General features: G+C 66.4%; 26 protein-coding genes. 18 read left to right on the top strand and 8 right to left on the bottom strand.

What is annotated here, in order from left to right:
• Positions 1-132: 132 nt before the first annotated feature.
• From ACIGJB_RS01465 to ACIGJB_RS01475, 3 genes are all read right to left on the bottom strand, one after another.
• The gene (locus tag ACIGJB_RS01465) at positions 133-1,458 is read right to left on the bottom strand and encodes a sigma-54-dependent transcriptional regulator (RefSeq protein ID WP_483731068.1); all 1,326 of its coding nucleotides are present in this window, start codon (positions 1,456-1,458) and stop codon (positions 133-135) included.
• 8 nt (positions 1,459-1,466) lie between these two features.
• On the bottom strand, positions 1,467-3,446 hold the full coding sequence (locus tag ACIGJB_RS01470) for a sensor histidine kinase (protein ID WP_483731069.1): 1,980 nt from the start codon (positions 3,444-3,446) through the stop codon (positions 1,467-1,469).
• 91 nt (positions 3,447-3,537) lie between these two features.
• Entirely contained in the window at positions 3,538-4,833 is a 1,296-nt protein-coding gene (locus ACIGJB_RS01475) for a dicarboxylate/amino acid:cation symporter (RefSeq protein ID WP_483731070.1), read from the bottom strand.
• A gap of 418 nt (positions 4,834-5,251) precedes the next feature.
• Here ACIGJB_RS01475 and ACIGJB_RS01480 point away from each other — a divergent pair, with 418 nt between their 5' ends.
• The 5 genes from ACIGJB_RS01480 (at position 5,252) to ACIGJB_RS01500 (ending at position 9,315) form a co-directional block, all read left to right on the top strand.
• Complete coding sequence (locus ACIGJB_RS01480) at positions 5,252-5,572, top strand: (2Fe-2S) ferredoxin domain-containing protein (RefSeq protein ID WP_483731071.1); 321 nt, start codon at positions 5,252-5,254, stop codon at positions 5,570-5,572.
• Between the two features lie 145 nt (positions 5,573-5,717).
• The gene (locus ACIGJB_RS01485; protein WP_483731072.1) at positions 5,718-6,359 is read left to right on the top strand and encodes an alpha/beta hydrolase; all 642 of its coding nucleotides are present in this window, start codon (positions 5,718-5,720) and stop codon (positions 6,357-6,359) included.
• Positions 6,360-6,441: 82 nt separating this feature from the next.
• The gene (locus tag ACIGJB_RS01490; protein WP_483710274.1) at positions 6,442-7,641 is read left to right on the top strand and encodes a D-alanyl-D-alanine carboxypeptidase family protein; all 1,200 of its coding nucleotides are present in this window, start codon (positions 6,442-6,444) and stop codon (positions 7,639-7,641) included.
• A 51-nt stretch (positions 7,642-7,692) separates the two neighbouring features.
• Positions 7,693-7,998 carry a YbeD family protein gene (locus ACIGJB_RS01495; RefSeq protein WP_483731073.1) on the top strand — a complete coding sequence of 102 codons (306 nt, stop codon included), beginning with the start codon at positions 7,693-7,695 and terminating at the stop codon, positions 7,996-7,998.
• Between the two features lie 120 nt (positions 7,999-8,118).
• A complete protein-coding gene (locus ACIGJB_RS01500) occupies positions 8,119-9,315 on the top strand; it encodes a class I SAM-dependent rRNA methyltransferase (RefSeq protein ID WP_483731074.1) in 1,197 nt (398 codons plus the stop codon).
• Between the two features lie 21 nt (positions 9,316-9,336).
• On the opposite strand, the gene ACIGJB_RS01505 is transcribed toward ACIGJB_RS01500, so the two are convergent.
• From ACIGJB_RS01505 to ACIGJB_RS01515, 3 genes are all read right to left on the bottom strand, one after another.
• Positions 9,337-11,454, bottom strand: coding sequence for an ATP-dependent helicase (locus ACIGJB_RS01505; RefSeq protein ID WP_483731075.1), 2,118 nt, complete (start codon positions 11,452-11,454; stop codon positions 9,337-9,339).
• A 149-nt stretch (positions 11,455-11,603) separates the two neighbouring features.
• Positions 11,604-12,140, bottom strand: coding sequence for a TlpA disulfide reductase family protein (locus tag ACIGJB_RS01510; RefSeq protein WP_483731076.1), 537 nt, complete (start codon positions 12,138-12,140; stop codon positions 11,604-11,606).
• Between the two features lie 116 nt (positions 12,141-12,256).
• Positions 12,257-12,751, bottom strand: a complete 495-nt coding sequence (locus ACIGJB_RS01515) for a thioredoxin fold domain-containing protein (RefSeq protein WP_483731077.1) — start codon at positions 12,749-12,751, stop codon at positions 12,257-12,259.
• Positions 12,752-12,881: 130 nt separating this feature from the next.
• On the opposite strand from ACIGJB_RS01515, the gene ACIGJB_RS01520 reads away from it, so the two are divergent.
• From ACIGJB_RS01520 to ACIGJB_RS01530, 3 genes are all read left to right on the top strand, one after another.
• Positions 12,882-13,478 (top strand): hypothetical protein, encoded by a 597-nt coding sequence (locus ACIGJB_RS01520; RefSeq protein ID WP_483731078.1) that lies wholly within the window; start codon positions 12,882-12,884, stop codon positions 13,476-13,478.
• 35 nt (positions 13,479-13,513) lie between these two features.
• A complete protein-coding gene (locus tag ACIGJB_RS01525; RefSeq protein WP_483731079.1) occupies positions 13,514-14,158 on the top strand; it encodes a LysE family transporter in 645 nt (214 codons plus the stop codon).
• An 82-nt stretch (positions 14,159-14,240) separates the two neighbouring features.
• Positions 14,241-14,411, top strand: a complete 171-nt coding sequence (locus tag ACIGJB_RS01530; RefSeq protein WP_483731080.1) for a hypothetical protein — start codon at positions 14,241-14,243, stop codon at positions 14,409-14,411.
• 15 nt (positions 14,412-14,426) lie between these two features.
• Here the strand turns inward: ACIGJB_RS01530 and ACIGJB_RS01535 are convergent, their stop codons facing one another.
• Both ACIGJB_RS01535 and ACIGJB_RS01540 read right to left on the bottom strand, forming a co-directional pair.
• On the bottom strand, positions 14,427-15,968 hold the full coding sequence (locus tag ACIGJB_RS01535) for a YifB family Mg chelatase-like AAA ATPase (RefSeq protein ID WP_483731081.1): 1,542 nt from the start codon (positions 15,966-15,968) through the stop codon (positions 14,427-14,429).
• Positions 15,969-16,084: 116 nt separating this feature from the next.
• Positions 16,085-16,363: an accessory factor UbiK family protein gene (locus ACIGJB_RS01540; protein WP_483710282.1), complete on the bottom strand. Its 279-nt coding sequence runs from the start codon at positions 16,361-16,363 to the stop codon at positions 16,085-16,087.
• Between the two features lie 379 nt (positions 16,364-16,742).
• Between ACIGJB_RS01540 and ACIGJB_RS01545 the strand changes: the two genes are divergently transcribed.
• The 10 genes from ACIGJB_RS01545 (at position 16,743) to bfr (ending at position 25,907) form a co-directional block, all read left to right on the top strand.
• A complete protein-coding gene (locus ACIGJB_RS01545; RefSeq protein ID WP_483731082.1) occupies positions 16,743-17,540 on the top strand; it encodes a TorF family putative porin in 798 nt (265 codons plus the stop codon).
• A gap of 51 nt (positions 17,541-17,591) precedes the next feature.
• Positions 17,592-17,930, top strand: coding sequence for a P-II family nitrogen regulator (locus ACIGJB_RS01550; protein ID WP_483731083.1), 339 nt, complete (start codon positions 17,592-17,594; stop codon positions 17,928-17,930).
• A gap of 26 nt (positions 17,931-17,956) precedes the next feature.
• On the top strand, positions 17,957-19,480 hold the full coding sequence (locus ACIGJB_RS01555; RefSeq protein ID WP_483731084.1) for an ammonium transporter: 1,524 nt from the start codon (positions 17,957-17,959) through the stop codon (positions 19,478-19,480).
• Between the two features lie 437 nt (positions 19,481-19,917).
• Positions 19,918-21,213, top strand: coding sequence for a glutamate--cysteine ligase (gene gshA / locus ACIGJB_RS01560; RefSeq protein ID WP_483731085.1), 1,296 nt, complete (start codon positions 19,918-19,920; stop codon positions 21,211-21,213).
• 9 nt (positions 21,214-21,222) lie between these two features.
• A complete protein-coding gene (gene gshB, locus ACIGJB_RS01565; protein WP_483731086.1) occupies positions 21,223-22,176 on the top strand; it encodes a glutathione synthase in 954 nt (317 codons plus the stop codon).
• Positions 22,177-22,286: 110 nt separating this feature from the next.
• On the top strand, positions 22,287-22,742 hold the full coding sequence (locus ACIGJB_RS01570; protein ID WP_483731087.1) for a PTS sugar transporter subunit IIA: 456 nt from the start codon (positions 22,287-22,289) through the stop codon (positions 22,740-22,742).
• On the top strand, positions 22,711-22,980 hold the full coding sequence (locus ACIGJB_RS01575; RefSeq protein ID WP_483710288.1) for an HPr family phosphocarrier protein: 270 nt from the start codon (positions 22,711-22,713) through the stop codon (positions 22,978-22,980). Before ACIGJB_RS01570 ends, ACIGJB_RS01575 begins: the two co-directional genes overlap by 32 nt.
• 49 nt (positions 22,981-23,029) lie before the next feature.
• Positions 23,030-24,790 carry a phosphoenolpyruvate--protein phosphotransferase gene (ptsP, locus tag ACIGJB_RS01580; protein WP_483731088.1) on the top strand — a complete coding sequence of 587 codons (1,761 nt, stop codon included), beginning with the start codon at positions 23,030-23,032 and terminating at the stop codon, positions 24,788-24,790.
• A gap of 123 nt (positions 24,791-24,913) precedes the next feature.
• The gene (locus ACIGJB_RS01585; RefSeq protein WP_483731089.1) at positions 24,914-25,306 is read left to right on the top strand and encodes a (2Fe-2S)-binding protein; all 393 of its coding nucleotides are present in this window, start codon (positions 24,914-24,916) and stop codon (positions 25,304-25,306) included.
• Between the two features lie 121 nt (positions 25,307-25,427).
• Entirely contained in the window at positions 25,428-25,907 is a 480-nt protein-coding gene (gene bfr / locus ACIGJB_RS01590; protein WP_224081290.1) for a bacterioferritin, read from the top strand.
• Positions 25,908-25,941: the final 34 nt, after the last annotated feature.

Raw genomic sequence — 25,941 nt, forward strand, 5'->3', positions numbered from 1 at the left:
GATAAAAGAAGCAAGCAGCCAGGGCACCTGCCAATGCCGCAACCGCACACGAAATATAGTCGTCGATTGTGACGTTGCCATGGCAGCGTAGTGAAAACCCCGAGGCACGTTATGCAGCGCGTTGCCTATAGCCTATAACCCATATCGCTTGATCTTGTCATACAAGGTCGCCTTCCCCACCTGCAGCAGGTCCGCCGCCTGGCTGACGGCGCCGCCGGTGCGCGCCAGCGCATCGGCGATAACAGCGCGTTCGAAATGCTCCATCCGTTCGCGCAGCGGCGCGGTCTCGTCGGGCGCAGCCGTGGCCGCGCCGGCCTGGCCACCTTCGGGCACGCCCAGTACCAGCCGGTCCGCCGCATTGCGCAGCTCCCGCACATTGCCCGGCCACGGCCGCTGCGCCAGCGCCTGGCGTTGCGACTCCGACAGGATGGGGGCCGGCCGCTGGTACCGCACCGCCGAGATCAGCATGAAATGCTCGAACAGCGGCACGATGTCCTCGCGCCGCTCGCGCAGCGGCGGCAGCGCAATGGTGACGACGTTGAGGCGGTAGTAGAGATCCTGCCGGAACACGCCCTGCGCGACCAGCGCATCCATGTCGCCTTTGGCGGCCGCCACGATGCGCACGTCGATTTTCACCGATGCATTGGACCCCAGCCGCTCCAGCATCCCTTCCTGCAAGACCCGCAGCAGCTTGACCTGCAACGCCAGCGGCATGCTTTCGATCTCGTCGAGGAACAGCGTGCCACCCGAGGCGTGCTCGAGCTTGCCGATGCGCCGCTTGCCGGCGCCGGTGAACGCGCCGGCTTCGTGGCCGAACATCTCGCTTTCGAAGATCGACTCCGGCACGGCGCCGCAGTTAAGCGCGATGAACGGCCCGTCGGCGCGGTTGGACAGCGCATGCAGGCTGCGCGCCACCAGCTCCTTGCCCGTGCCGGTCTCGCCATTGATCATCACCGGCACGTCGGTGGCCGCGACGTTGGCCACCAGCCCGCGCACCTGGTCGATCGCATGCGAGCGGCCAATAATGCGCGTGCCGGCCGCCGAGCCCGCCAGTTCCCGCCGCAACGCCTGGTTTTCCAGCTCAAGGCCGCGCCGTTCGATGGCGCGCCGCACCGTGTCGGTCAGGCGGTCGGCACCGAAGGGCTTCTCGATGAAGTCATACGCGCCTTCGCGCATCGCCTGCACGGCCATCGTGATGTCGCCATGCCCGGTCACCAGGATCACCGGGATACCGGGCGCGGCGTTGCGGCAATGGTGCAGCAGGTCCAGCCCGCTGGCGCCGGGCAGGCGCACGTCGGTGACCAGCACGCCGGGGAAATCGGCGCTCAGGTGGGGCAGGGCGGCCTCGGCCGAGGGCAGTGCCAGCACGGAGAAGCCGGCCAGCTCCAGGCTCTGTGCGGTGGCCTGGCGCACCAGTGGTTCATCTTCGACGAACAGGACGCGCAAACCGTCTTGCATCGGATGCCTCAATGTGTCTGGCTGGCCGGCGCGCCGGCTTCCGCCGGGGCGCGCGTCAGCACGATGGTGAATACCGCGCCGCCGCCATCGGCATTGGCGGCGCTCAGCTGTCCGCCGAATTCGCGCACGATCGACGACGTGATGGCCAGGCCCAGCCCCAGTCCCTGGCCGGTTTCCTTGGTCGTGAAGAACGGCTCGAACAGGCGCGGCAGGTCTTCCGGCGGGATGCCGGTGCCATTGTCACGCACCTCGATCATCACGGCGCCAGCCTTGGCGCGCACGGACACGTCGATGCGGCCCTGCGCGGGCGCGGCGCTGGCGATGGCGTCGAGCGCATTGCCGATCAGGTTGAGCAGCACCTGCTCGAGCTTGAGTTCGTCGGCGCGCACGGCGATGCCGGGCAGCGCGTCCAGGCCATCCACATGCAACGTCACGGCGGACAACCGAGGTGCCAGCAAGGCCACCACATGTTCAAGCGCGGCGCGCACCTGCACCGAGCGCCTCGGCGGCCGCGCCTTGCCGGCAAACAGCTTGAGCTGCCCGGTGATCTTGCCCATGCGTTCGGTCAGGTCGGCAATGGCCGACAGGTTGCCTTCGGCCGCGCCGAGCTGGCCGCGCTCCAGCAGTACGCGTGTGTTGTCCGAGAACGTGCGCAACGCGGCCAGCGGCTGGTTCAGCTCATGCGTGATGCCGGCCGCCATCTGCCCGAGCGCGGCCAGCTTGCTGGCCTGCACGAGTTCGTCCTGCGCCGCGCGCAGTTCGCTTTCGGCGCGGGTGCGTTCGGCGACTTCGTCCTCCAGCTTTTCGTTGATGGCCATCAGGTCGGCGGTGCGCGCTTCCACGCGCCGCTCCAGCTCGTCATAGGCCGCTTCGAGCAGGCGGCGGCTGTACTGCATGTCGCGCGCGCGCTGGCGGCGCTGGCGCCAGTTGACCAGCAGCAGGCAGATGCAGGCATAGGCCAGCGCCGCGGCCACGGTGGCGTTGCGCGCATTGGCCAGCACGGGGTCGAGCGGCGCCATCACCTGCATGGTCCAGTTCGCCGGACCCACCTTGCGGCCGACCTCGAGGTAGCGGTCGGCACGCTCGCTGCCGTCGGGATTGGTGCCGTTGGCCCGCACGCGCACCAGGCGCGCGCCCGGGTCCAGCGCGGTGGCGGCCAGCCACGCGGTTACCGGCGAAGTCAGCGGTTCCAGCGGCAGCGGTGTCACGTCGCGGTCGTGGTACTGGCGCGTCTTGCCGAGTTCGTCGCGCAGTTCGGGCGGCAGCGGACCCAGCGTGCGGTACTGCCAGCCCGGCACGGAAGACAGGAAGATCACCCCGTGGGCGTCGCTGACCATGAGCGGCTCGGCGCTGCCGCCGCCGGCGCGCTGGAACCACTCCAGGTTGAGCTTGACCACGGTCACGCCGATCACCTTGCCGCCTGACTCCACGGGCTGGGCGATGTAGTAGCCAGGTTCGTCGCTGGTGATGCCGATGGCGTAGAAGCGTCCCATCTCGCCGCGTGCGGCAATCTGGAAATAGGGTCGGAAGCGGTAGTCGGTGCCGACGAAGCTGCCGGGTTCGCCGGCATTGCTGGCGGCAAGCGCGATGCCGTTGGCGGCGATCACGTAGGTGGCCGACGCGTGCGAGCGCCGGTTGACCTCGGCCAGGTAGTGGTTGGCCGCGGCCACGCGGGCCGGGTCGCCGGGGGCCTGCAGCAGGCCGCGCACGAACGGGTGCAGCGATACCAGCGCGGGCAGGAATTCGTAGCGGTCGAGCGTGCTTTCGAGCGTGGCGGCGTAGCGGTCGGCGCGCGTGGCGGTGGATTCCTGCAGGGTCGCCAGGCCGCGCTGCACCGATACCAGCCAGGTGAGCGCGCACAGCAGCACCAGCCCGACGCCCAGCGCCACGGCAAAGCCCCACCAGCGGCGGTTCTCGCTGCCGGGCTCGTGCGCCGCCTGGGCGGCGGCGGGGTCATGTACGGCGAGGAAGTCGTCGGAATGGGGCATCGGCGCGCGCGGAGGCTGTCGCGCCGATGATACTCGCTGCGGGGCGGCCGGCCCATCGGGCACATCAGGCCGGCCAGCCCCGCGCGCGGCCTCAGACGTTCTGGCCGGCGTCGGCGAGTTCTGCCTCATCGTCAGTGCTCTGCTTCAGCGCACGGCGCAGCTTGACGCGGTCAAGCTCGCGTTCCCAGGCCGAGACCACCACGGTGGCCACGCCGTTGCCGATGATGTTGGTCAGCGCACGGCACTCGCTCATGAAGCGGTCGATGCCAAGGATCAGCACCATGCCGGCCACCGGAATGGTCGGCACCACCGCCAGCGTCGCGGCCAGCGTGATGAAGCCCGCGCCGGTCACGCCGCTGGCGCCCTTGGAGGTGAGCATCGCCACGCCCAGGATGGTGAGCTGCTGCATCAGCGTCAGTTCGATGCCGGTCGCCTGCGCGATGAAGATCACCGCCATGGTCATGTAGATGTTGGTGCCGTCCAGGTTGAACGAGTAGCCGGTCGGAACCACCAGGCCCACCACGGACTTGGAGCAGCCCAGCTTCTCCAGCTTTTCCATCAGGTGCGGCAGCGCGGCTTCGGACGAACTGGTGCCCAGCACGATCAGCAGCTCTTCCTTGATGAACGCGATGAAGCGCAGGATGTTGAAGCCGGTCAGGCGCGCGATCGTGCCGAGCACGAACACCACGAAGATGATGGCCGTGAAGTAGAACGTGCCGATCAGCTTGAGCAGCGGCACCAGCGAGCCCAGGCCGTACTTGCCGATGGTGAAGGCCATCGCGCCGAACGCGCCGATCGGTGCCACCTTGGTGATGACGTGCACGATGTGGAAGAACACCTTCGACACCTGCTCGATCAGCTGCACGACGATGCGCGCGCGCTCGCCGATGGCGGACAGGGCCGCGCCGAAGAACAGCGAGACCAGCAGGATCTGCAGGATATCGCCGTTGGAGAACGCGCTGAAGATCGTTTCCGGAATGATGTGCATCAGGAACTCGACCGTGCTCTGGCCGTGCGCCTTGGACACGTATTGCGAGATCGACGCGGTGTCGAGCGTGGACGGGTCGATGTTGAAGCCCACGCCCGGCTTGAGCAGATGCGCGGCGCCCAGGCCGATCAGCAGCGCGAAGGTCGAGACGATTTCGAAGTACAGCAGCGCCTTGCCGCCGACGCGGCCGACCTTCTTCATGTCGCTCATGCCGGCAATGCCGGTCACCACGGTACAGAAGATGATCGGGCCGATGATCATCTTGATCAGCTTGATGAAGCCATCGCCCAGCGGCTTCATGGCCACGCCGGTTTCGGGCCAGAAATGGCCCAGCAGGATGCCGACGAAGATGGCGAACAGCACCTGCACGTACAGGATCTTGTAGAAGGGTTTCCTCATGATGTCGTCCTCGGTTTTTTGACCATGCCCATCGGCGTGGCGGGCGCACGCCGTCACGGAATGCAGCGCGTCTCGGACTCAGGAATTGCAATCGATATGCCAGCGTGTGGGGATCGGCTAACCCGTTGATTTGAAACGGAGCGTGGCATCACGCGCAGGGTCCGGCACTCCGGATTTCCGGAATTTCGGAATCGCCGGCTCCGGGGATCCGGAATGGCGGCGATGCCTGGGGTGGCCGATATGGCACATCCGCGGCCAGGTTTGGGCGCGGGGCGTGCCGGCGATGCCGATGGCGGGCCGGATTGCCTTAGTCTGGCCGCCGACACACCGTATAATTCCGAGCTTCCATCAATGCCGCCGGACGCATCGGAGCCCGAGCCGGTGCCACCGCGGTTTTCGCCTTTTTTCCCCAGCACGCATGAGCAGCTACTACCAGCACCACGTTTTTTTCTGCCTCAACCAGCGCGAGGACGGCGAGAACTGCTGCGCCCAGCACAACGCCAAGGCCATGCAGGAATACGCCAAGAAGCGCTGCAAGGAGCTGGGCATCGCCGGCGGCGAAGGCCGCGTGCGCATCAACAAGGCCGGCTGCCTGAACCGGTGTGAACTCGGACCGGTGCTGGTGGTCTACCCCGAGGCCGTCTGGTACACCTACGTCGACGAGCACGATATCGACGAGATCATCGACAGCCATCTGCTGCACGGCAAGCCGGTCGAGCGGCTGATGGTTGACCACTGATGGCGACGCCTGCCGGTGCGGCAGCGCCGGCGTCGAGGATGTCCCCAAGGTATTCCGGTTGTTCCCGTAGCAGTGCCGCTTCAGCGCAAGCGTAGCGGCAGCGTTTCCCTTGCCCCCAGTTGTTGTTGCATCGTCCATTGCCATCATGAACGCGCATACCCAGGTACTGACCATTGCCGGCCCGGCCGGCGCGATCGACCTCTCGGTCGACCTGCCGCAAGCGGCGCCGCGCGGCCTGGCGCTGGTGGCGCACCCGCACCCGCTGTTCGGCGGCACCAAGGACAACAAGGTGGCGCAGACCCTGGCGCGCTGCTTCGTGCAGCTGGGCTACGCCACGGTGCGTCCGAACTTCCGCGGCGTCGGCAACAGCGCCGGCGTGCATGACAACGGCGTGGGAGAGCAGGACGACCTGCTGGCCGTGGTCGCGTGGATGCGCGAACAGACCGCGTGGTCGCCCGATGCCGCCACGCTGCCGCTGGCCCTGGGCGGCTTCTCGTTCGGCAGCTTCGTGATCACGCACGTCGCGAAGCGCCTGGCCGATGCCAGCACGCCCGCGCAGCGCCTGGCGCTGGTCGGCACCGCCGCGAGCCGCTGGGAAGTCGCCGACGTGCCGGCCGATACCATCGTCATCCATGGCGAGCAGGACGACACCGTGCCGCTGCAGAGCGTGTTCGACTGGGCCCGCCCGCAGGAGTTGCCGGTCATTGTCATCCCCGGCGCCGATCATTTCTTTCACCGCAAGCTGCACTTGATCAAGCAGCTCGTCGTCAATGCGTGGGACCGGTGAGGCCAGTCGGCACGCCGTCCCAGGCGCCATGCCGGTGCCCGCAACCGTTCTTCGCGAAACTTATCTTGTCGGAAACTGAAACATGCTGAACAGAGCCACGCCGCGCCTTGCGTCCGTCTTTGCCCCCGCCGCACTCGTCGCGGCCGTCACGCTTGCCGCCGCGCCCGCCGCCGTGCTGGCACAGGGTGTGCCGATGCCGCAGGTGGCGGCCAAGTCCTGGATGCTGTACGACGTGACCAGCGGCCAGGCCCTGGCGTCGCAGAATGCCGACCTGCGCATCGAGCCCGCTTCGCTGACCAAGCTGATGACCGCCTACCTGGTGTTCGAGGCGCTCAAGGAAAAGCGCCTGACGCTGGACCAGACCATTACGCCGACCGAGATCGTGCGCAAGGTCAAAAGCGATGAATCGCGCATGTTCATCGAAGCCGGCAAGCCGGTCAGCGTGAACGACCTGCTGATGGGCCTGATCGTGCAGTCCGGCAACGACGCCTCGCTGGCGCTGGCCGAAGCCGTGGGCGGCTCGGAAGAAGGCTTCGTCGCGATGATGAACCGCGAAGCCCAGCGCATGGGCATGAAGGGCACGCACTTCACCAACACCGATGGCGTGCCCGATCCGAACCACTACACCACGGCCGTGGACCTGGCCACGCTGTCCACGCGCCTGATCAAGGACTTCCCCGAGTACTACGGAATGTACTCGCAGAAGGAGTTCACCTATAACAAGATCAGGCAGCCCAACCGCAACCGCCTGCTGTACATCGACCCGACCGTGGACGGCCTGAAGACCGGCCATACCAAGTCCGCCGGCTACTGCCTGATCTCGTCGGCCCAGCGCCCGCTGGCCAACGTGCCGAATGGCTCGCGCCGCCTGGTGTCGATCGTGATCGGCACGGCCACCGAGCAGATCCGCACGCAGGAAAGCCTGAAGATCCTGAACTACGGCTTCCAGTTCTTCGACACGCTGCGCCTGTACGACAAGGGCCAGGTACTGGCCACGCCTGACATCTACAAGGGCAAGGCCGGCACGGTCAAGATCGGCGTGCAGAACGAGACCTTCGTCACCGTGCCCAAGGGCACGGGCGGTCGCCTGAAGCCGGTGCTGGAGCGCCAGGAACTGATGATCGCCCCGATCGCGGCAGGCCAGCAGGTGGGCACGGTGAAACTGATGGACGGCACCACCAAGGTGGCGGAGTTCCCCGTGGTGGCGCTGGAAGAAGTGCCCGAGGCCGGCTTCTTCGGCCGCCTGTGGGACACCATCCGCCTGTGGTTCAAGCGCAAGTGATGATGAAGCGGCCCGGCACGCCATGCGCGCCGGGTTGCTGGAGAAACTGAAATGGCAACCGACAGCAATGGCGGCGGCAAGCCGGGCGATATCCCGCCCGAGCAGTCGCTGATCGAGTATCCCAGTGATTTCCCCATCAAGGTGATGGGTGCGATGCAGGATGGCTTTGCCGAAGCCATCGTGACGCTGGTGCAGGAGTTCGACCCGGGCTTTCACGCCGGGAAGATGGAAATGCGTCCGTCGAGCAAGGGCAACTATCTTGGCCTGACGGTCACGGTGTGGGTCACCAGCCGCGAACAGCTTGACGATCTTTATCGCGCGCTGACGGCGCACCCGATGGTGAAGGTGGTGCTGTAAGGCATCGACTCACAGAACACCGCTTGTTTTCTCCCTCTCCCGCTCGTGGGAGAGGGGAGCCCTCCGGCTTGCATATCCGCGGTTTTGACGCCCCGGACTCTGCTGTATTTCCATACCAACATGAACACCATCACCCTCAAGCCCGGCAAGGAAAAGTCCCTGCTGCGCCGTCACCCGTGGATCTACGCCACCGGCATTGCCACCACGGAAGGCCGCTGCGAGCCCGGCGCGACCGTCATCGTGCGCGCCGCCGATGGCCGTTTCCTGGCCAAGGCGGCCTACAGCCCGGAATCGCAGATCCGCGCGCGCGTGTGGACCTTCGACGAAAACGAGCCGGTCGACCACGCGCTGTTCAAGCGCCGCGTGGCGGCGGCGATCGCCTATCGCCGCCAATGGGTGAAGGACAGCGATGCGGTGCGCCTGATCTTCGGCGAATCCGACCGCCTGCCGGGCCTGATCGTCGACTACTACGGCAACGGTGCCAATGGCCAGCTGGTGTGCCAGTTCAATTCCGCCGGCGTGGAGCACTGGAAGACCGCCATCGTGCAGGCGCTGGTCAAGGAGACCGGCTGCCCGAACGTGTACGAGCGTTCCGACGCCGCCGTGCGCCAGCGCGAGGGGCTGGAGCTGGTGACTGGCGTGCTTGCCGGAGCCGAGCCCGATCCCGCGCTCTCGGTGACCGAGCATGGCGTGCGCTACTACGTGGACGTGCGCAACGGCCACAAGACCGGCTTCTATGTCGACCAGCGCGACAACCGCAAGCTGGTCGGCGACCTCGCCGCCGGGCGCGAGGTGCTGAACTGCTTCTGCTACACCGGCGGCTTTTCGCTGGCGGCGCTGCGTGGCGGTGCCACGTCGGTGACGTCGATCGATTCCTCGGGCGAGGCGCTGAAGATTGCCGCGGGCAACGTCGCGCTCAATGGCTTCGACGAGAACCGTGCGACCTGGCTCGATGCCGACGTGTTCAAGACGCTGCGCGAATTCCGCGCGGAAGGCCGCCAGTTCGACCTGATCGTGCTCGACCCGCCGAAGTTCGCGCCGTCGGCCCAGCATATTGACCGTGCCGCCCGCGCCTACAAGGAAATCAATCTGGTCGGCACGCAGCTGCTGCGTCCGGGCGGCCTGCTGTTCACGTACTCGTGCTCGGGGGCGATCAGCATGGAGCTGTTCCAGAAGATCGTGGCTGGCGCGGTGACCGATGCGCGTGCCGATGCGCGGATCCTGCGACGGCTGTCGGCGGGCACGGATCATCCGATGCTGTCGGCATTCCCGGAAGGGGAGTACCTGAAGGGTCTACTGCTGGAGAAAGTGGCCTGACGACGGCGGAGCCGGCCGCGCTCAGCGCCACATATTGCGCATGCGGCTGGCCAGATCCACCGGCGCCAGCGTCGCCTTCGACGGCGTCTCCCCCGGCATCGGCGCAGGCGGCCACGACCTGCTATAGAAATTCGGCATCACCCGGTTTGGCAGGAAACGCGTGCGTGATGCGTAGACATGGCGATCGCCGAACCCCGGCTGCTGGTGCACATAAAAACGCTGCGGCACCACGACATCCAGATGGTCCTTGGCGCGCGTCATGGCCACGTACAGCAGCCGCCTTTCCTCTTCGATCTCTTCCGTAGTGCCCGTCGCCAGGTCCGACGGCATGCAGCCGTCTACGGCATTTAGCACGTACACCGCCTTCCATTCCTGGCCCTTGGCCGAGTGGATCGTCGACAGGATCAGGAAATCCTCGTCGCGCAGCGGCACGCCCGATTCATCGCTCGATGCACTGGGCGGGTCCAGCGTCAGTTCAGTCAGGAAGCGCTCACGCGAGGCATAGGTCGCGGCAATGCGCTCCAGCTGCTGCAGGTCGGCCATGCGCGCGGCGGCATCGTCGTGGATGCGCTCCAGGTGCGGCTGGTACCAGGCGACCACCTGCTCGAACTCCGATGGCCACGGCGACGCCGGGCCCAGCAGCGTGCGGGCCAGCGCCAGCAGGTCGGTCCAGGCCGGCGCGGCGGCCGGCGGCGCCTCGAACGATTCCAGCGCGAACAGCGGCTCGGTGGCGACTGCTAGTGCGTCGAGCACGCGCGCGGCGGTCTTGGGTCCGATGCCGGGCAGCAGCTGCAGTGTGCGGAAACCCGCGATGCGGTCGAGCGGATTCTGCAGCCAGCGCACCACGGCCATCGCGTCCTTCACGTGCGTGGATTCGAGGAACTTGAGGCCGCCGAACTTCACGAACGGGATATTGCGCCGGGCCAGCTCGATCTCCAGCTGCGCGCTGTGGTCGGCGGCGCGGAACAGCACCGCCTGCGCCATCAGGGCCAGGCCAGCCTCGCGACGCTCCAGCACGCGCTCGACCACGAAGCGGGCCTGGTCGGCTTCATCGTTGACCACGACCACGCCCGGCTTCTCGGCCGAGGTGCGCTCGGACCATAGATCCTTGGTGTAACGCTCGGACGCAAGCCCGATCACCGCGTTGGCGGCCTGCAGGATCGGCTGCGTCGAACGGTAGTTCTGCGACAGCGTGACCTGCCGCGCGGGCGGCGTGAACTGCGCGGGGAAATCGAGGATATTGCGCACGGTGGCGCCGCGGAACGCGTAGATCGACTGCGCGTCGTCGCCGACCACCGTGAGGCCGTGGCCATCGGGCCGCAGCGCCAGCAGGATCGACGCCTGCAGCGCGTTGGTGTCCTGGTATTCGTCGACCAGCACATGGTCGAAGCGCGCACCCATGTCCTGTGCGATCGCGGGCTCGGTCAGCGCCTGCGCCCAGTACAGCAGCAGGTCGTCATAGTCGAGCACCTGCTGCTTCTGCTTGGCTTCGACATAGCCTGCGAACAGCGCGCGCAGTGCATCGACCCACATGGTGTAGCGCGGGAACCAGCGCTTGAGCACGTCCTCGAGCGGGGCCTGCGTGTTGACCACGCGCGAATAGATCGACAGGCAGGTTTCCTTTTTCGGGAAGCGGCTGGCCTGCTCGGACAGGTCCAGGTCATGCCGCACCACGTGCATCAGGTCGGCCGCGTCGCCGCGGTCGCAGATCGTGAAAGCCGGCGACAAGCCCAGCGTTTCCGCGTATTCGCGCAGCAGCCGTGCGCCGATCGCGTGGAAGGTGCCCGACCACTGCAGCGCGGCACGGCCGGCACCGGTACTGATGCCGAGCGCCTGGTCGACGATGCGCTCCACGCGCCGGCCCATCTCGGCCGCCGCACGGCGTGAAAACGTCAGGAGCAGGATGCGGCGCGGATCGGCACCCTTGAGCACCAGGTGCGCGACACGATGGGCGAGCGTATTGGTCTTGCCCGAGCCCGCGCCCGCGATGATCAGCAGCGGACCTTCGCTGGGGTGCTCGACCGCCGTCCGCTGTTCCGGATTGAGCCGCGCAAGGTAGGCGGGGACATCAGCGTCCGGCGAGGCTTGTTCGGCAAGGGCGGAAGGCGATTCCGCGAGGGGGGCAAGATCCAGTGACACGGGAGGGCGGGCAGGAAGACTGGCGCAAACTGTATATCCATACAGGCCCCCGGCGCAAGCCGCTTGAAGCGGGCGCGGCACCAGCCCAACAAAAAAGGTGCTCGATGAGCACCTTTTATCGCTGTTTTGCAGCCGTTGCCGGAAATTCGTCAGGCCGCCTTGGCCAGCGCGCCGTCGAGCAGCTTGTGCAGCGCGTCCCATTCGGGCTCGCCGACATAGCGCTTCAGGATGCGGCCGTCCTTGTCGACGACGAAGGTGGTGGGCGTGAGCTGCACATTGCCGAAGGCTTTCGATGCGGTGCCATCCGAGTCCATCGCGACCTTGAACGGCAGGCCGCGCGTCTTGGCGTAGTTCATCACGTACATCGGCGGATCGTAGTTCATGGCCACGGCCACGAATTCCAGGCCCTTGTCCTTGTACTGCTCATAGGTGCGGACCATGTCCGGCATTTCCTTGACGCAGGTTGCGCAGCTCGTGGCCCAGAAGTTGACCAGGTAGACCTTGCCCTTGAGGTCGCCCGTGCTGACTTTTTCGCCAGAGAGCAGCGTGAAGGTGGCGGCGGGCACCTGGCTCGACGGCGACAGCGCGCGGTAGCCGAACCAGCCCAGCGCGGCGAGTACGACGACGACCACGGCGATGGGCCAAAGCTTGCGGGGTCGGGAAGTGGTGGAGGCGGCGTTTGTCATGGCAATGCGGTCCGGCAGGGGGGGGCCGTTCAACTGTCAACAGGCCATTCTAAACCCGGGCGCGGCGTGGTGCTGCAATCCGTCGCGTGCGTCAATCCGCCGCAGTGGCGGGTGGGTCAGCGTGCGGTGGCGACAGCTGCACGCGCCTGGCCCAGCGACTGTTCCAGGTAGGCGCCGTAGAAATCGGGCTGGAGGCCGCGTAGCGGGGCGGCGGCCTGCCGTCCGTCGCGATCGAGGAACAGTACGGTCGGCGCAACGCGCACCTGATGGGCCTTGGCCCACGCGCGTGCCGTGGTCATCGAGCCATTGGTGTCGCGCATCGGGGTGTCGGCGGTCATGTCGACTTCGCGCACGGCGATTTCGCCGGCTGCCGCCTGTGGGCCGAGATAGCTCTTGCGCACGGTGTCGCAGTAGCCGCAATCGGGCAGCGAGACCAGCACCACGAGCGGCTCGCCGCGACGAGCCGCTTCGGCGGCGTGGGCGGCAAGGTCAGTCGCGCGCGGCAAATGTGGCGTGCCCGCGCTGGCGGGGCCGACGAGCGTGGCGAATGCCAGCAGCGCGGCTGCCGCAAGACGAACGGAGGAGCGACGGGTCGGGATCAACGGGGGCATGGTGTGAAGCGCAGCAAGCACGGGCTGGCGGCTTCCCGGATAATACCGGTTTCCGCCCGGCGGCGAGGCCTCTGCCCGCCGCCGTCCCGGCCCCGACAATCCGCGCCGCAACGTAGCGGCCACGCCCCCGATGCCCCCTCCTCAGGTCTGTCAGTGGTTCTCCCGGCTTCGCCTGGCGTTGCCGGCCATGCTTGCCGTGGCCTGGCTCTGCGCGTGTTCGCCGCGCTATGACTGGCGCACGATCCAGTCGGGCGAGGGCGGCTATGCCGCGCTCTATCCGGGCAAGCCGACCAGCGCCGCGCGCGACGTGGCCATTGCCGGGCACAAGCTGCCGATGACCATGCAGGCGGCGCGCGTCGACGAGATGCTGTTCGCCGTCGGCGTGGTCACGCTGCCGGCCGACGATGCCGCCCTGCGCCGCGAGGCGCTGGCTGCCATGCAATCCGGCCTGCTGGCCAACCTTGGCGTGCATGCCGGCGAGCCCGTGCGCACGCGTGCGGTGACGATCCAGTCCGCCGACCAGCCGGCGCGGCCGCTCGACGGCATCGAAGTCGAAGTCAGCGGCGTGTCGCCGCAGGACAAAGCGCCGCGCCGCCTGACCGCGCGGCTCGTGGCCGTGGGCCCGCGCGCTTACCAGGCGGTGGTGCTGGAGTCGGGCGAGGGCGCTCGCGACCAGCGCCACGCCGAGCAGGTGGAACAGTTCCTGGGCGGATTCCATCCGTATTGATCCGCCGACAAAGTCTTATCTGAAGGAGAGAAGTGATGCGTTGGGAAGTCTGGCTGGCCTATTTCGCCGCGTGCTGGGTCATTGCCGTGTCGCCCGGTTCGGGCGCGGTACTGTCGATGAGCCACGGCCTGTCGTACGGCGTGCGCAGGACGTCGACCACCATCTTCGGCTTGCAGGCCGGGCTGGTCATCATCCTGCTGGTCGCCGGCGGCGGGCTCGGGGCGCTGCTGCTGGCGTCGGAGCATGCGTTCGCCGCGGTCAAGACCGTGGGCGCCATGTACCTGATCTACCTGGGCCTGCAGCAATGGCGCGCGCGGGTCGAAGAAGGCACGGCAGCGAATGGCAGCGGTGCCGTGCGCGTGACGCCGATGAGCCCGCGCCGGCGCTTCGCCACCGGCCTGCTGACCAACGTGACCAACCCGAAGGGGATCATCTTCATGGTCGCGGTGCTGCCGCAGTTCATCGATCCCGCGCATCCGCTCGGGCCGCAGCTGGCTATCCTCGCGGCGACGATGTGCGGCGTCGATCTGGTCGTCATGCATGGCTATGCGCTGCTGGCCTCGCGCATGCAGGGCCTGTTCCGCAATGCGCGCGCTGTGCGCTGGCAGAACCGCTTCTTCGGCAGCGTGCTGATGGCCGTCGGCGCGGCGCTGTTCTTCGTGCGCCGCCAGCACGCCTGAAGGCGGCTTGCCTGGTCGCTGCTGGCGATAAGCGGTCCCGTTTGCTTCAATGAGGGGAGACCTTCGTCGCGGAGATCCCCTGATGCCGACTTTCCTTTTGCCCGCCGGTACGACCGCGCGCCCCGCGCATACCGTCCCGCCCGTCGACGATCCCACGCCGCCGGGGGTCCCGCCCGACCTGCCCCTGCCGCCGGAAGACGATCCGGTCCCGCCACCCGTGGAACCGCCTGTAGGCGTACCGCCGCGGCGCTGAATCCATCGTGCGATATCAACCAGGCGTGCGCAATGCACGCCGATACTGGATGGCCTCGCCGATGTGCGCCGTGGTCAGGTTCCCGGCGCCCTCGAGGTCGGCGATCGTCCGTGCCACCTTGAGCACCCGGAAGTACGATCGTGCCGACCATGCCAGCCGAGCCATGGCGCCGCGCAGCAACGCCTGGGCGGTCGGCTCGAGCGGGCAGTGGTGCTCGATCTCGCGTCCGGCCAGGTCGCTGTTGGGCTTGCCTTGCCGCGCCAGCTGGCGTTCGCGCGCTGCGAGCACGCGGGCGCGCACGACTTCGCTCGGTTCGCCGGCGGGACCATCCAGCATCTCGCCCTGATCCTGCGCCGGCACCTCGATCTGCAGGTCGATCCGGTCGAGCAGCGGCCCGGAAATCTTCGACTGGTAGCGCCGGACTTGATCGGGCGTGCAGCGGCATGCGCGCTCCGGATGGCCAAGATAGCCGCAAGGGCAGGGGTTCATGGCGGCCACGAACTGGAAGCAGGCCGGAAAGTCGGCATGGCCCGCGGCGCGCGCAATGGTGATGCGGCCCGATTCCAGCGGCTCGCGCAGCACCTCCAGCACCTTGCGGTCGAACTCGGGGAGTTCGTCCAGGAACAGAACGCCGTGATGCGCCAGCGAGATTTCGCCAGGGCGTGGATTGCCGCCGCCGCCGACCATGGCCGGCCCGGACGCGGTGTGATGGGGCGACCGGCACGGCCGCACGCCCCACCGCGACGGCTTGAAGCCGCCGGGCGTCAGGCTCAGCACGGCGGCCGATTCCAGTGCCTCGTCGAGCGACATCGGTGGCAGCAGTCCGGGCAGGCGCTGGGCCAGCATCGATTTGCCCGTGCCGGGCGGACCCACCAGCAGCGCGGAGTGCTGGCCAGCGGCGGCCACTTCCAGCGCCCGCCGCGCCTGCGCCTGGCCGCGCACGTCGCGCAAGTCCGGCCCAGGCTCCGGCACCCGCGCGAGCGCGGCCGGGACCGCGCGGGCAATGCGCTGGTCGAGCGGCGGCGCGAAGTGGCCACAGACCTCTCGCAGCGTGGCGGCGCCATGGACGGCCAGGTCTTCGATCAGTGCCGCCTCGGCAGCGTTGCCCGCTGCCACCAGGAATGCGCGCGGGGCGTCGCCGCAGGCCTGCCGCACGGCGTTCTCGCGCGCCAGGCGCATGGCCATCGCCAGCGCGCCGCGCACCGGCCGCAGATCGCCCGACAGCGATAGCTCGGCGGCGAACTCGTATTGGTCGAACTCCGCCGACGGTATCTGCCCGCTGGCCGCCAGGATGCCTAGTGCGATGGCCAGGTCGAAGCGGCCCGACTCCTTCGGCAGGTCCGCCGGCGCCAGGTTGACGGTGATCCGGCGGTTCGGGAACTCGAAGCCGCTGTTCAGGATGGCGGCGCGCACGCGCTCGCGGCTTTCGCGCACGCCGGTGTCGGCCAGGCCGACGATGGTGAAGACTGGCAGGCCATTGGCCAGGTGGGCTTCGACACGCACGGGCGGCGCCTCGATGCCGGTGAGCGCGCGGCTGTGCAGGACGGCAAGGCTCATGTGTCTCGAACGTCGTTGTGACGCGGTTGTGATGGAAGCTTGTTGGAAACGTTAACGAAAAAGGCCGCCGTGAAACGGCGGCCTTTCGGCAACGGGTCGGGCCAGCGGCCTGGGCGTCATGCGCCCCCGGTGCTGTCCACGGCACCAGGGCCGGGCGGAATGCCGGCGCGGCGCTCGAGCTCGGCCACGCGTTCTTCCAGTTCCTCCAGGCGCGCGCGCGTGCGGGCCAGCACCTGCGACTGCACATCGAATTCCTCGCGCGTGACCAGGTCAAGCTTGGCGAAGCCCTGGGTCATCATGCTGCGCACATTTTTTTCGATGTCCCTTGCCGGCGAGTTGCGCAGTGCCTCGTTGACCTTGTTCTGCAGGTCGTTGAAGAGATCGGTCGGTTTCATGGTTTCTCCTTCGCGCACCGTGGTGGTGCCAATGCCGGGGACGACCTGCCGCATGCCTCGCTTTCGCACAGCAATTGGGCGCGCCTGTCGCGGGCGACGTGCTCGCTGCCGTGTCGGCCAGTCATCTTCAGGCTTCGATTATCGCCCTTCAGGCACGTGGGTGAAAGTGTGCCGCGTCGCTGTTCACACCTTTTGACGCGATTCTGGCCTTGTTGCAAGCCAGATTGACGCCTCGTCCGGATCACCGTTCACATGACCGGCCTCCCCGGATGCTCGTCTCTCGCGTAGCTGGCACGGCTGTTGCAGTAGTGGGTTCGCAAGATCACCGATAAGCAAATAAACGAAATCCGAGCCAGATAAGGAAAAGGAGTAGGAATCCATGAGGAAGTTGGCCCTTGCAGTCAGCGCGGTCGTTCTCTGTAGTTCCGCTGCCACCGCATTCGCCCAGAGCGCCACGGATGCGGCAGCGCCAGCCCCGGCTGCCGCTGCCGCCGAGCCCGCATCGCCCCATACGTTCACGGCCAACGTCGCGCTGGTATCGGACTACCGCTATCGCGGTCTCAGCCAGACCAACCGGCGTCCGGCCATCCAGGGCGGCTTCGACTACGCGCACGAAAGCGGCTTCTATCTCGGCAACTGGAACTCCAGCATCAGCTGGATCTCGGATGCCGACAAGTCGGTGTCGGCACCGGTCGAGATGGATTTCTACGGCGGCTTCAAGAACACCTTCAAGGCCAGCGACCTCGAATTCAACTATGACGTCGGCGTGCTGCAGTACTTCTATCCGGGCGGCTACAGCCAGCCGCGTCCCTACACCACCGAGGTGTATGCCGGCATTGGCTATGGCCCGGTATTCCTGAAGTACTCCCAGGCGCTGACCAACCTGTTCGGCATCGCCAACAGCCAGTACAGCAGCTACATCGACCTGAGCTTCAATTACCCGCTGAATGTGTGGGACCTGACGCTGAACGCGCATGTCGGCTACCAGAACGTCCAGCACATCAGCGCCGCGTCCTACCTGGACTGGAAGCTCGGCCTGACCAAGGACCTGGGCAAGGGCTTCGCCGTGGCGGTGGCCTATATCGGCACCAACGCGAAGGACTCTTTCTACACCAACAGCTATAACCACAACGTCGGCAACAACACGGGGTGGGTGTCGCTTTCCAAGACCTTCTAATCGAGCGTCAGTCCGGGCACGCCGCAGCGGTCGTGCCCACAGGAGAAATCGATGAAACTGATCATCGCAGTCATCAAGCCGTTCAAGCTCGACGAAGTGCGCGAGGCACTGTCGGACGTGGGCGTATCCGGCATCACCGTCACGGAAGTGAAGGGCTTCGGCCGCCAGAAGGGCCACACCGAGCTGTATCGCGGCGCGGAGTACATCGTCGACTTCCTGCCCAAGGTGAAGATCGAAGTGGCCGTTCCCGACGACGTGGTCGAACGCGCCATCGAAGCCGTCGAGAAATCCGCCCGCACCGGGAAGATCGGCGACGGCAAGATTTTCGTCGCGCCGATCGAGCAGGTCATCCGCATCCGCACCGGCGAGACCGGCAGCGATGCCCTGTGACAGCACAACGACAAGAGGGTAAGCAAATGAAAACCTGGTTCAAGCGAATCCTGACGGCGGGCGCGATGGCGCTGGCCATCGGCACGGCCGGTGTCGGCCTGTCCACCCATGCCGTCGCGCAGGACAAGCCGGCGGCCGAAGCCTCCGCGCCAGCCGCATCCGTGGCGCCCGCGGCGGCCCCTGCCGCCGCCGCCGCCGCCGCTGCGCCGGCGGAAGCGACTGCCGCACCGGCTGCCCCCGTGCCCAACAAGGGCGACACCGCCTGGCTGCTGGTCAGCACGGCTTTCGTGATCCTGATGACGCTGCCAGGCCTGGCGCTGTTCTATGGCGGCCTGGTGCGCTCCAAGAACATGCTGTCGGTGCTGATGCAGTGCCTGGTGATCTTCTCGGTGGTGGCGCTGCTGTGGGCCATCTATGGCTACAGCTTCGCCTTTACCGAGGGCAATGCGTTCTTCGGCGGCACCGACCGGCTGTTCATGAAGGGGCTCACGGTCGATGCCGTGGCCGCGACCTTCAGCAAGGGCGTGGTCGTGCCGGAACTGGGCTACTTCGCCTTCCAGTGCGCCTTTGCCTGCATCACCTGCAGCCTGATCATCGGTGCCTTCGCCGAGCGCGCCAAGTTCTCGGCCGTGCTGGTGTTCGTGGTGCTGTGGTTCACCTTCGCCTACATCCCGATGGCCCACATGGTCTGGTTCTGGCCCGGCCCTGACGCCTTCACCGATGCCGCCGCGGGTACGGCTGCAACCGGCAAGTCCGGCTGGCTGTTCCAGAAGGGCGCGCTCGACTTCGCCGGCGGCACCGTGGTGCACATCAACGCCGCCGTGGCGGGCCTGGTGGGTGCCTTCCTGTTCGGCAAGCGCATCGGCTTCGGTCGCGAGGCGATCCGTCCGCACAGCCTGACCTTCACCATGGTTGGTGCCTCGCTGCTGTGGTTCGGCTGGTTCGGCTTCAACGCCGGCTCGGCCCTGGAAGCCAACGGCTCGGCCGCGCTGGCCTTCGTCAACACGCTGCTGGCGACCTGCGCCGCGGTGCTGTCATGGACCTTCGGCGAGTGGATCGGCAAGGGCAAGCCGTCGATGCTTGGCGGTGCTTCGGGTGCGGTGGCCGGCCTGGTGGCCATCACCCCGGCGGCCGGATTCGTCGGCCCGATGGGCTCGATCGCGATGGGGCTGCTGGCTGGCCTGCTGTGCCTGTGGGGCGTGACCGGCCTGAAGCGCATGCTCGGCATGGACGACTCGCTCGACGTGTTCGGCGTGCACGGTGTCGGCGGCATCATGGGTGCGCTGCTGACCGGCGTATTCGCCGCACCGAGCCTGGGCGGCACGGGCATCTACGACTACGTGGCCAACAAGGTGGCGGACGACTACTCGATCGCCGGCCAGGTCTGGATCCAGTTCGAGGGCGTGCTGACCACCATCGTGTGGTCAGGCGTGGTGGCCTTCGTGGCCTACAAGCTGGTGGACATGCTGATCGGCCTGCGGGTGCCGGAAGAAGAAGAGCGCGAGGGCCTGGATATCACCTCGCACGGTGAAACCGCTTATGAGGTCTGATCGCAAAGGTGTTGTGCTGGAGAGCTGATTTGGGAATCGACTCTCAGGAGTTTTGCCCGGCCGCGTGCCGGGCTTTTTTCATTTGCGCCGCCCGGCCCGGCGTGGCGCGGAAGCGGGCTGATTTCGCCGGGTGCTTAAATCCGATCTTAAAAAGCTTCAATTGTATTTGGGGGGTAGCGCACATACATTGCCAGTGAGGCAGTTTCCTCCACCTGCAGAACGCTCCCCGTATCTGTCAGGCCATTTGAAGGCGCGGCAATGCCGCGCTTCTTTTTTTGTGCCGACGCCGGGGTTTACATCTGCGCGGACGTCCCCATATCCACATCCCTTATGCTGCGCCGGGCATATCCTTATAAAGGGCGTGCCAGCAGCCAATTGGCCGTTCCTCTACAATCTGGGCGAACGATTAAGACGACCAATAGATCAACAGGATGGATATGGTCCCGCATCTCATCACCGCGCTGAACGGTCCGCTGCTCGAACTGGAGAAGAAAATCCTGGACGCCACGCCGTCCATCGAGCGCTGGTTCAGGCTGGAATGGCAGGAACATACGCCTCCGTTCTATTGTTCGGTGGACCTGCGCAATGCCGGTTTCAAGCTGGCGCCGGTCGACACCAACCTGTTCCCGGGCGGCTTCAACAACCTGGCGCCCGAAATGCTGCCGCTGGCGGTCCAGGCCGCCATGGCCGCGATCGAGAAGATCTGCCCGGACGCCAAGAACCTGCTGCTGATTCCCGAGCGCCATACCCGCAACATGTTCTACCTGCAGAACGTAGCGCGGCTGTCGCTGATCATGCGCCAGGCGGGCCTCAATGTGCGCCTCGGATCGCTGTCCGAGGAAATCACGGAGCCGACGCCGATCGAACTGCCCGACGGGCAGACCCTGGTGGTGGAGCCGCTGGCACGCCTCGGCACCAAGGACCGCCGCCTCGGGCTGAAGGATTTCGATCCCTGCTCGATCCTGCTGAACAACGACCTCTCGGCCGGCATTCCGCCGATCCTCGAGAACATCAACGAACAGTACCTGCTGCCGCCGCTGCATGCGGGCTGGTCGACGCGCCGCAAGACCAGCCACTTCGCCGCCTATGACGAGGTCGCCAAGAAGTTTGCCAAGCTGATCGACATCGACCAGTGGATGGTCAACCCGTATTTTGCGCGCTGTTCGGGCGTGAATTTCCACGAGCGCATCGGCGAGGAAGCGCTGGCCGACTCGGTCGAGGCCGTGCTCAAGAAGGTGGCCAAGAAGTATCGCGAATACGGCATCAAGGAAACGCCTTACGTGGTGGTCAAGGCCGATGCGGGCACCTACGGCATGGGCATCATGACCGTGCGCGACCCGTCCGAGGTCAAGGGCCTGAACCGCAAGGAACGCAACAAGATGAGCGTCGTGAAGGAAGGCCTGGAGGTCAGCGACGTCATCATCCAGGAAGGCGTCCATACCTTCGAGAAGGTCAACGAGGCCGTGGCCGAGCCGGTGGTCTACATGATCGACCGCTACGTGGTCGGCGGCTTTTATCGCGTGCACACCGGCCGCGGCAACGACGAGAACCTGAACGCCCCTGGCATGCACTTCGTGCCGCTGGCGTTCGCGCCCAACGGCATCCCGGACAGCCACGCCAAGCCGGGCGCGGCGGTGCCGAACCGCTTCTACATGTACGGCGTGGTGGCGCGGCTGGCCCTGCTGGCGGCCTCGCTCGAACTCGAAAAGACCGACCCGAATCCGATTCTCTGACGAGCCGCCATGCGCATCCTCTTCATCACCGATCCGCTGGAGACCTTCAAGACCTACAAGGACTCCACCTACGCCATGATGACGGAGGCCGCCGCGCGCGGCCACCAGCTGTTCTGGAGCCTGCAGTCGCAGTTGTCACTGTTCGGCGACCAGGTCGAGACGGTGGCGACGCCGCTGCAACTCACGGGCGACAGCCATGACTGGTTCCGCGAAGGCACGCCGGCGCTCACATCGCTGAAGGACTTCGACGCGGTGCTGATGCGCAAGGATCCGCCGTTCGACATGGAGTACGTCACCAGCACCTGGCTGCTGGAACTGGCCGAGTCCCAGGGCGCGCGCGTGTTCAACAAGCCGGGCGCCATCCGCGACCACTCGGAGAAGCTGGCGATCAACCAGTTTCCGGAATTCATCACGCCGACGCTGGTGACGCGCGACATCGCGCGCATTCGCGACTTCCACGCAGAACACCGCGACATCATCATCAAGCCGCTCGACGGCATGGGCGGCATGGGCGTGTTCCGGGTGGGCGCGGACGGCATGAACCTCGGTGCCATCGTCGAAACGCTGGGCGAGGACGGCCGCCGCACGCTGATGATCCAGCGCTATATCCCGGCGATCAAGGACGGCGACAAGCGCATCCTGCTGATCGGCGGGGTGCCGGTACCGTACTCGCTGGCGCGGGTGCCGATGGCCGGCGAAGTGCGCGGCAACCTGGCGGCAGGCGGCACGGGCCGCGCGCAGGAGTTGAGCGTGCGCGACCGCGAGATTGCCGAGGCGCTGGCGCCGGGGTTGTGGGAGAAAGGCTTGCTGCTGGTGGGGCTCGATGTGATTGGTGATTACCTCACGGAAGTCAATGTGACGAGCCCGACCTGTTTCCAGGAGATCACCCAGCAGACCGGATTCCAGGTGGCCGCGATGTTCATCGACGCGCTCGAACATGCGGTAGAGGCGCCTGGGGCCTGAGCGCAGCTTGCCGGTAGGAGGAGTCCGAAAGCGGGCGGAATGGGGTCAGGAGCGCGAAAAGACCGGGGAAGGCGCCTGCTACAATCGGGCCAGTCCAACGGATTCACACCATGGCAGGAATTCTGATCATCGCGCACACTCCCCTGGCTTCGGCCTTGCGCGATTGCGCCACCCATGTCTACTGTGGCCAGCCGCAGCGGCTGGAGGCCATCGACGTTCTTCCTGACGCGGATCCTGCTGCCGTCCTTGCCGAAGCCCGGCAACGGCTCGACGCCGTCTGCGAAGACAACGGCGCGCTGGTGCTGACCGACATCTTCGGGGCCACGCCGGCCAATATTGCGGCGCGGCTGGCGGAACCGGGGCGTGTCCGGGTGCTGGCCGGCGTCAACTTGCCGATGCTGGTGCGCGCCATCTGCTATCGCGGGGAAAAGCTCGACCAGCTGGTGGCCAAGGCGCTTGCCGGCGGATCGCAGGGCGTGCTGCAGGTCGGCACAACAACCGTACAAAACCAAACAGCCAACCATCCCGACCGATATGCTGCAGAGGGACACCACCATAATCAATAAGCTCGGGCTGCATGCCCGCGCATCGGCCAAGCTGACCCAGCTGGCCGGCAGCTTTGCCAGTCAGGTCAAGATGTCCCGCAACGGGCGCCAGGTCGATGCCAAGAGCATCATGGGCGTGATGATGCTCGCGGCGGGCATCGGCTCCACGGTGACCATCGAGACCGACGGGCCGGACGAGCAGGCGGCGATGGACGCGCTGCTGGCGCTGATCGCCAATCGCTTTGGCGAGGGCGAGTGAGGTCCGCCGCGCCACGACGCTTCCCTGAACGTTCCTGACGGAGCGGCACATGTCATTTGCCCTGCACGGCATCCCGGTCTCCCGCGGCGTCGCCATTGGCCGCGCCCATTTGCTGGCGCCCGCGGCGCTGGACGTCTCGCACTACCTGGTGGATGAAGACCGGCTCGACGACGAGGTCGAGCGCCTGCGTTCGGCCCGCGCCGCCGTGCGGGCCGAACTGTCCGCGCTCAAGCGCGACCTGCCGCGCGAAGCCCCCGAGGAAATGGGGGCGTTCCTGGACGTGCACGCGATGATCCTCGATGACGAGGCCTTGTCGCGCGAGCCGGAAGCCCTGATTCGCGGGCGCCGCTACAACGCGGAGTGGGCGCTGACCACGCGGCTCGAAGAGCTGATGCGCCAGTTCGACGAGATCGAAGACGAATACCTGCGCGAGCGCAAGGCCGACATCCAGCAAGTGGTGGAGCGGATCCTGAAGGTGCTGGCCGGCGCGCCGGTGCTGGCGCCCGCGCCTGTGCCCGCCCTGGCCGCCGACGGAGAGCCGGCGCCGGGCGTGATCGTGGTGGCCCACGACATCGCGCCGGCCGACATGCTGCAGTTCCGCCACACCGTCTTCCACGGCTTTGTGACGGACATGGGCGGGCGCACCTCGCACACGGCCATCGTCGCGCGCAGCCTGGACATCCCGGCGGCGGTCGGCGTGCAGAGCGCCAGCGAGCTGATCCGCCAGGACGACTGGATCATCATCGACGGTGACGCCGGGCTGGTGATCGTCGATCCGTCGGCCATCATTCTCGAGGAATACCGCCACCGCCAGAGCGAGCGCGCGCTCGAAAAGAAGCGCCTGCAGCGCTTGCGGCATACGCCCGCGGTCACGCTGGACGGCCAGGAGATCGACCTGCTGGCCAATATCGAAATGGCAGAGGACGCCGGCGCCGCGCTGGCGGCAGGCGCCGTGGGGGTCGGCCTGTTCCGCTCGGAATTCCTGTTCATGAACCGGCGCGGCGAGTTGCCCGACGAGGACGAGCAGTTTGCCGCCTACCGCCGCGCGGTCGAAGCCATGCATGGCCTGCCGGTGACCATCCGTACCATCGACGTCGGTGCCGACAAGCCGCTGGACGGACGCGGCGACGATTTCGAGACCGCGCTCAATCCGGCGCTCGGGCTGCGTGCGATCCGCTGGTCGCTGTCGGAGCCGACCATGTTCCTGACGCAACTGCGTGCCTTGCTGCGCGCCTCAGCCTTCGGGCCGGTGCGGCTGCTGGTGCCGATGCTGTCGCATGCGCGCGAGATCGACCAGACCCTGGAGCTGCTCGCGCAGGCCAAGCGCCAGCTCGACGACTGCGGCGTGCCCTATGATCCCGGCCTGAAGGTTGGCGCCATGATCGAGATCCCTGCGGCGGTGCTGATGTTGCCGCTGTTCCTGAAGCGCATGGATTTCCTGTCGATCGGCACCAACGACCTGACGCAATACACGCTCGCCATCGACCGTGCCGACAATGCCGTGGCACACCTGTTCGATCCGATGCACCCCGCCGTGCTGCAATTAATTGCCCGGACCATCCGCGAAGCCAACCGGGCCGGCGTGCCGGTGGCGGTCTGCGGCGAGATGGCCGGTGATCCGGGCATGACGCGTCTGCTGCTGGGCATGGGGCTGCGCGAATTCTCGATGCATCCGGCGCAACTGCTGCGAGTCAAGCAGGAAGTCCTGCACGCCGATTGCACCCGTCTCGAGCCGCTCGTCGAGCAGGTGCTCTGCGCCTACGATCCCGAGGAGCAGGAAGCCGCGCTGCGGCAACTCGCTAAGCCCTAGAAGTCAAAGGGTTTTTCTGCAAGTTTTGCGCATAACCGTCACTTTTTACGGCGAATGTGCGCCAGAAATTGCTTGTTGCGCGCCTGGACGTGACGCAAATCCCACCTTCGCACATGTGGCTTAATGGGAATTGTTATCATTTTCGATCTTTGGTATTCTGACGTTCATTCGAGCGGCATGCCGGTGCCGCCAGCCCCCAAGGAGGGAGTTGTGTACGTCTGCATCTGCAACCAGATTACCGATCGCGAAATCCATGGAGCCGCTCTTCTGGGCGTCGAGACCCTCGACGAACTGGCCGAGACGCTTGGCGTCGGGACTTGTTGCGGCCGGTGCCGCGAGTGCGCCCGCGAGGTGCTGCAGGAAGGCGTAGCTGCCGTGCGCAATGTGACCGCGGCCACGATCGGGAGCATTCCGGTTGTGGAGATTTCTACCTGTTCGGTGTCCAGCACATGTACCATAATGGACACTCGGGACCCGGCAGTCGCGAACGACCAGCGTCAGGCGCTGGTGGCTTGAATGCGCCCATGAACTGAAACGCGGTTCACGGCGCGTTTTCGCGCATTCTTGATTCGACTGCAAACGGCGCCTCTGGCGCCGTTCGTGTTTTGGCGCGGGCCCGATGCAACAGGAGCCACCCATGAAAGGTGACAAGAAGGTCATCCAGCATCTGAATGCCCAGCTCAAGAACGAGCTGACCGCGATCAACCAGTATTTCCTGCACGCACGCATGTATCGCCACTGGGGCCTGAAGAAGCTCGGCGACGTGGAGTACAAGGAATCGATCGGCGAAATGAAGCACGCCGACCGGCTGATCGAGCGCATCCTGATGCTCGACGGCCTGCCCAACCTGCAGGACCTGCACAAGCTGCTGCTCGGCGAAGACACGCCGGAGATGCTCAAGTGCGACCTGAAGCTGGAGCAAGGCGCGCATGCCACTGTGAAGGAAGGGATTGCCTACTGTGAATCCGTTGGCGACTATGTCAGCCGCGAGATCCTGGTCGATATCCTCACCGACACCGAGGAGCACATCGAATACCTGGAGACGCAGCTGGACCTGATCGACAAGGTCGGCCTGCAGAACTACCTGCAGTCGCAAATGGAGCCGGGCGAGCAGTAAGCCGCCAGTTCCTGCCGGGCTGCCTTTTCGGGCG

The organism is Cupriavidus sp. C2SS-8b, assembly GCF_057073745.1.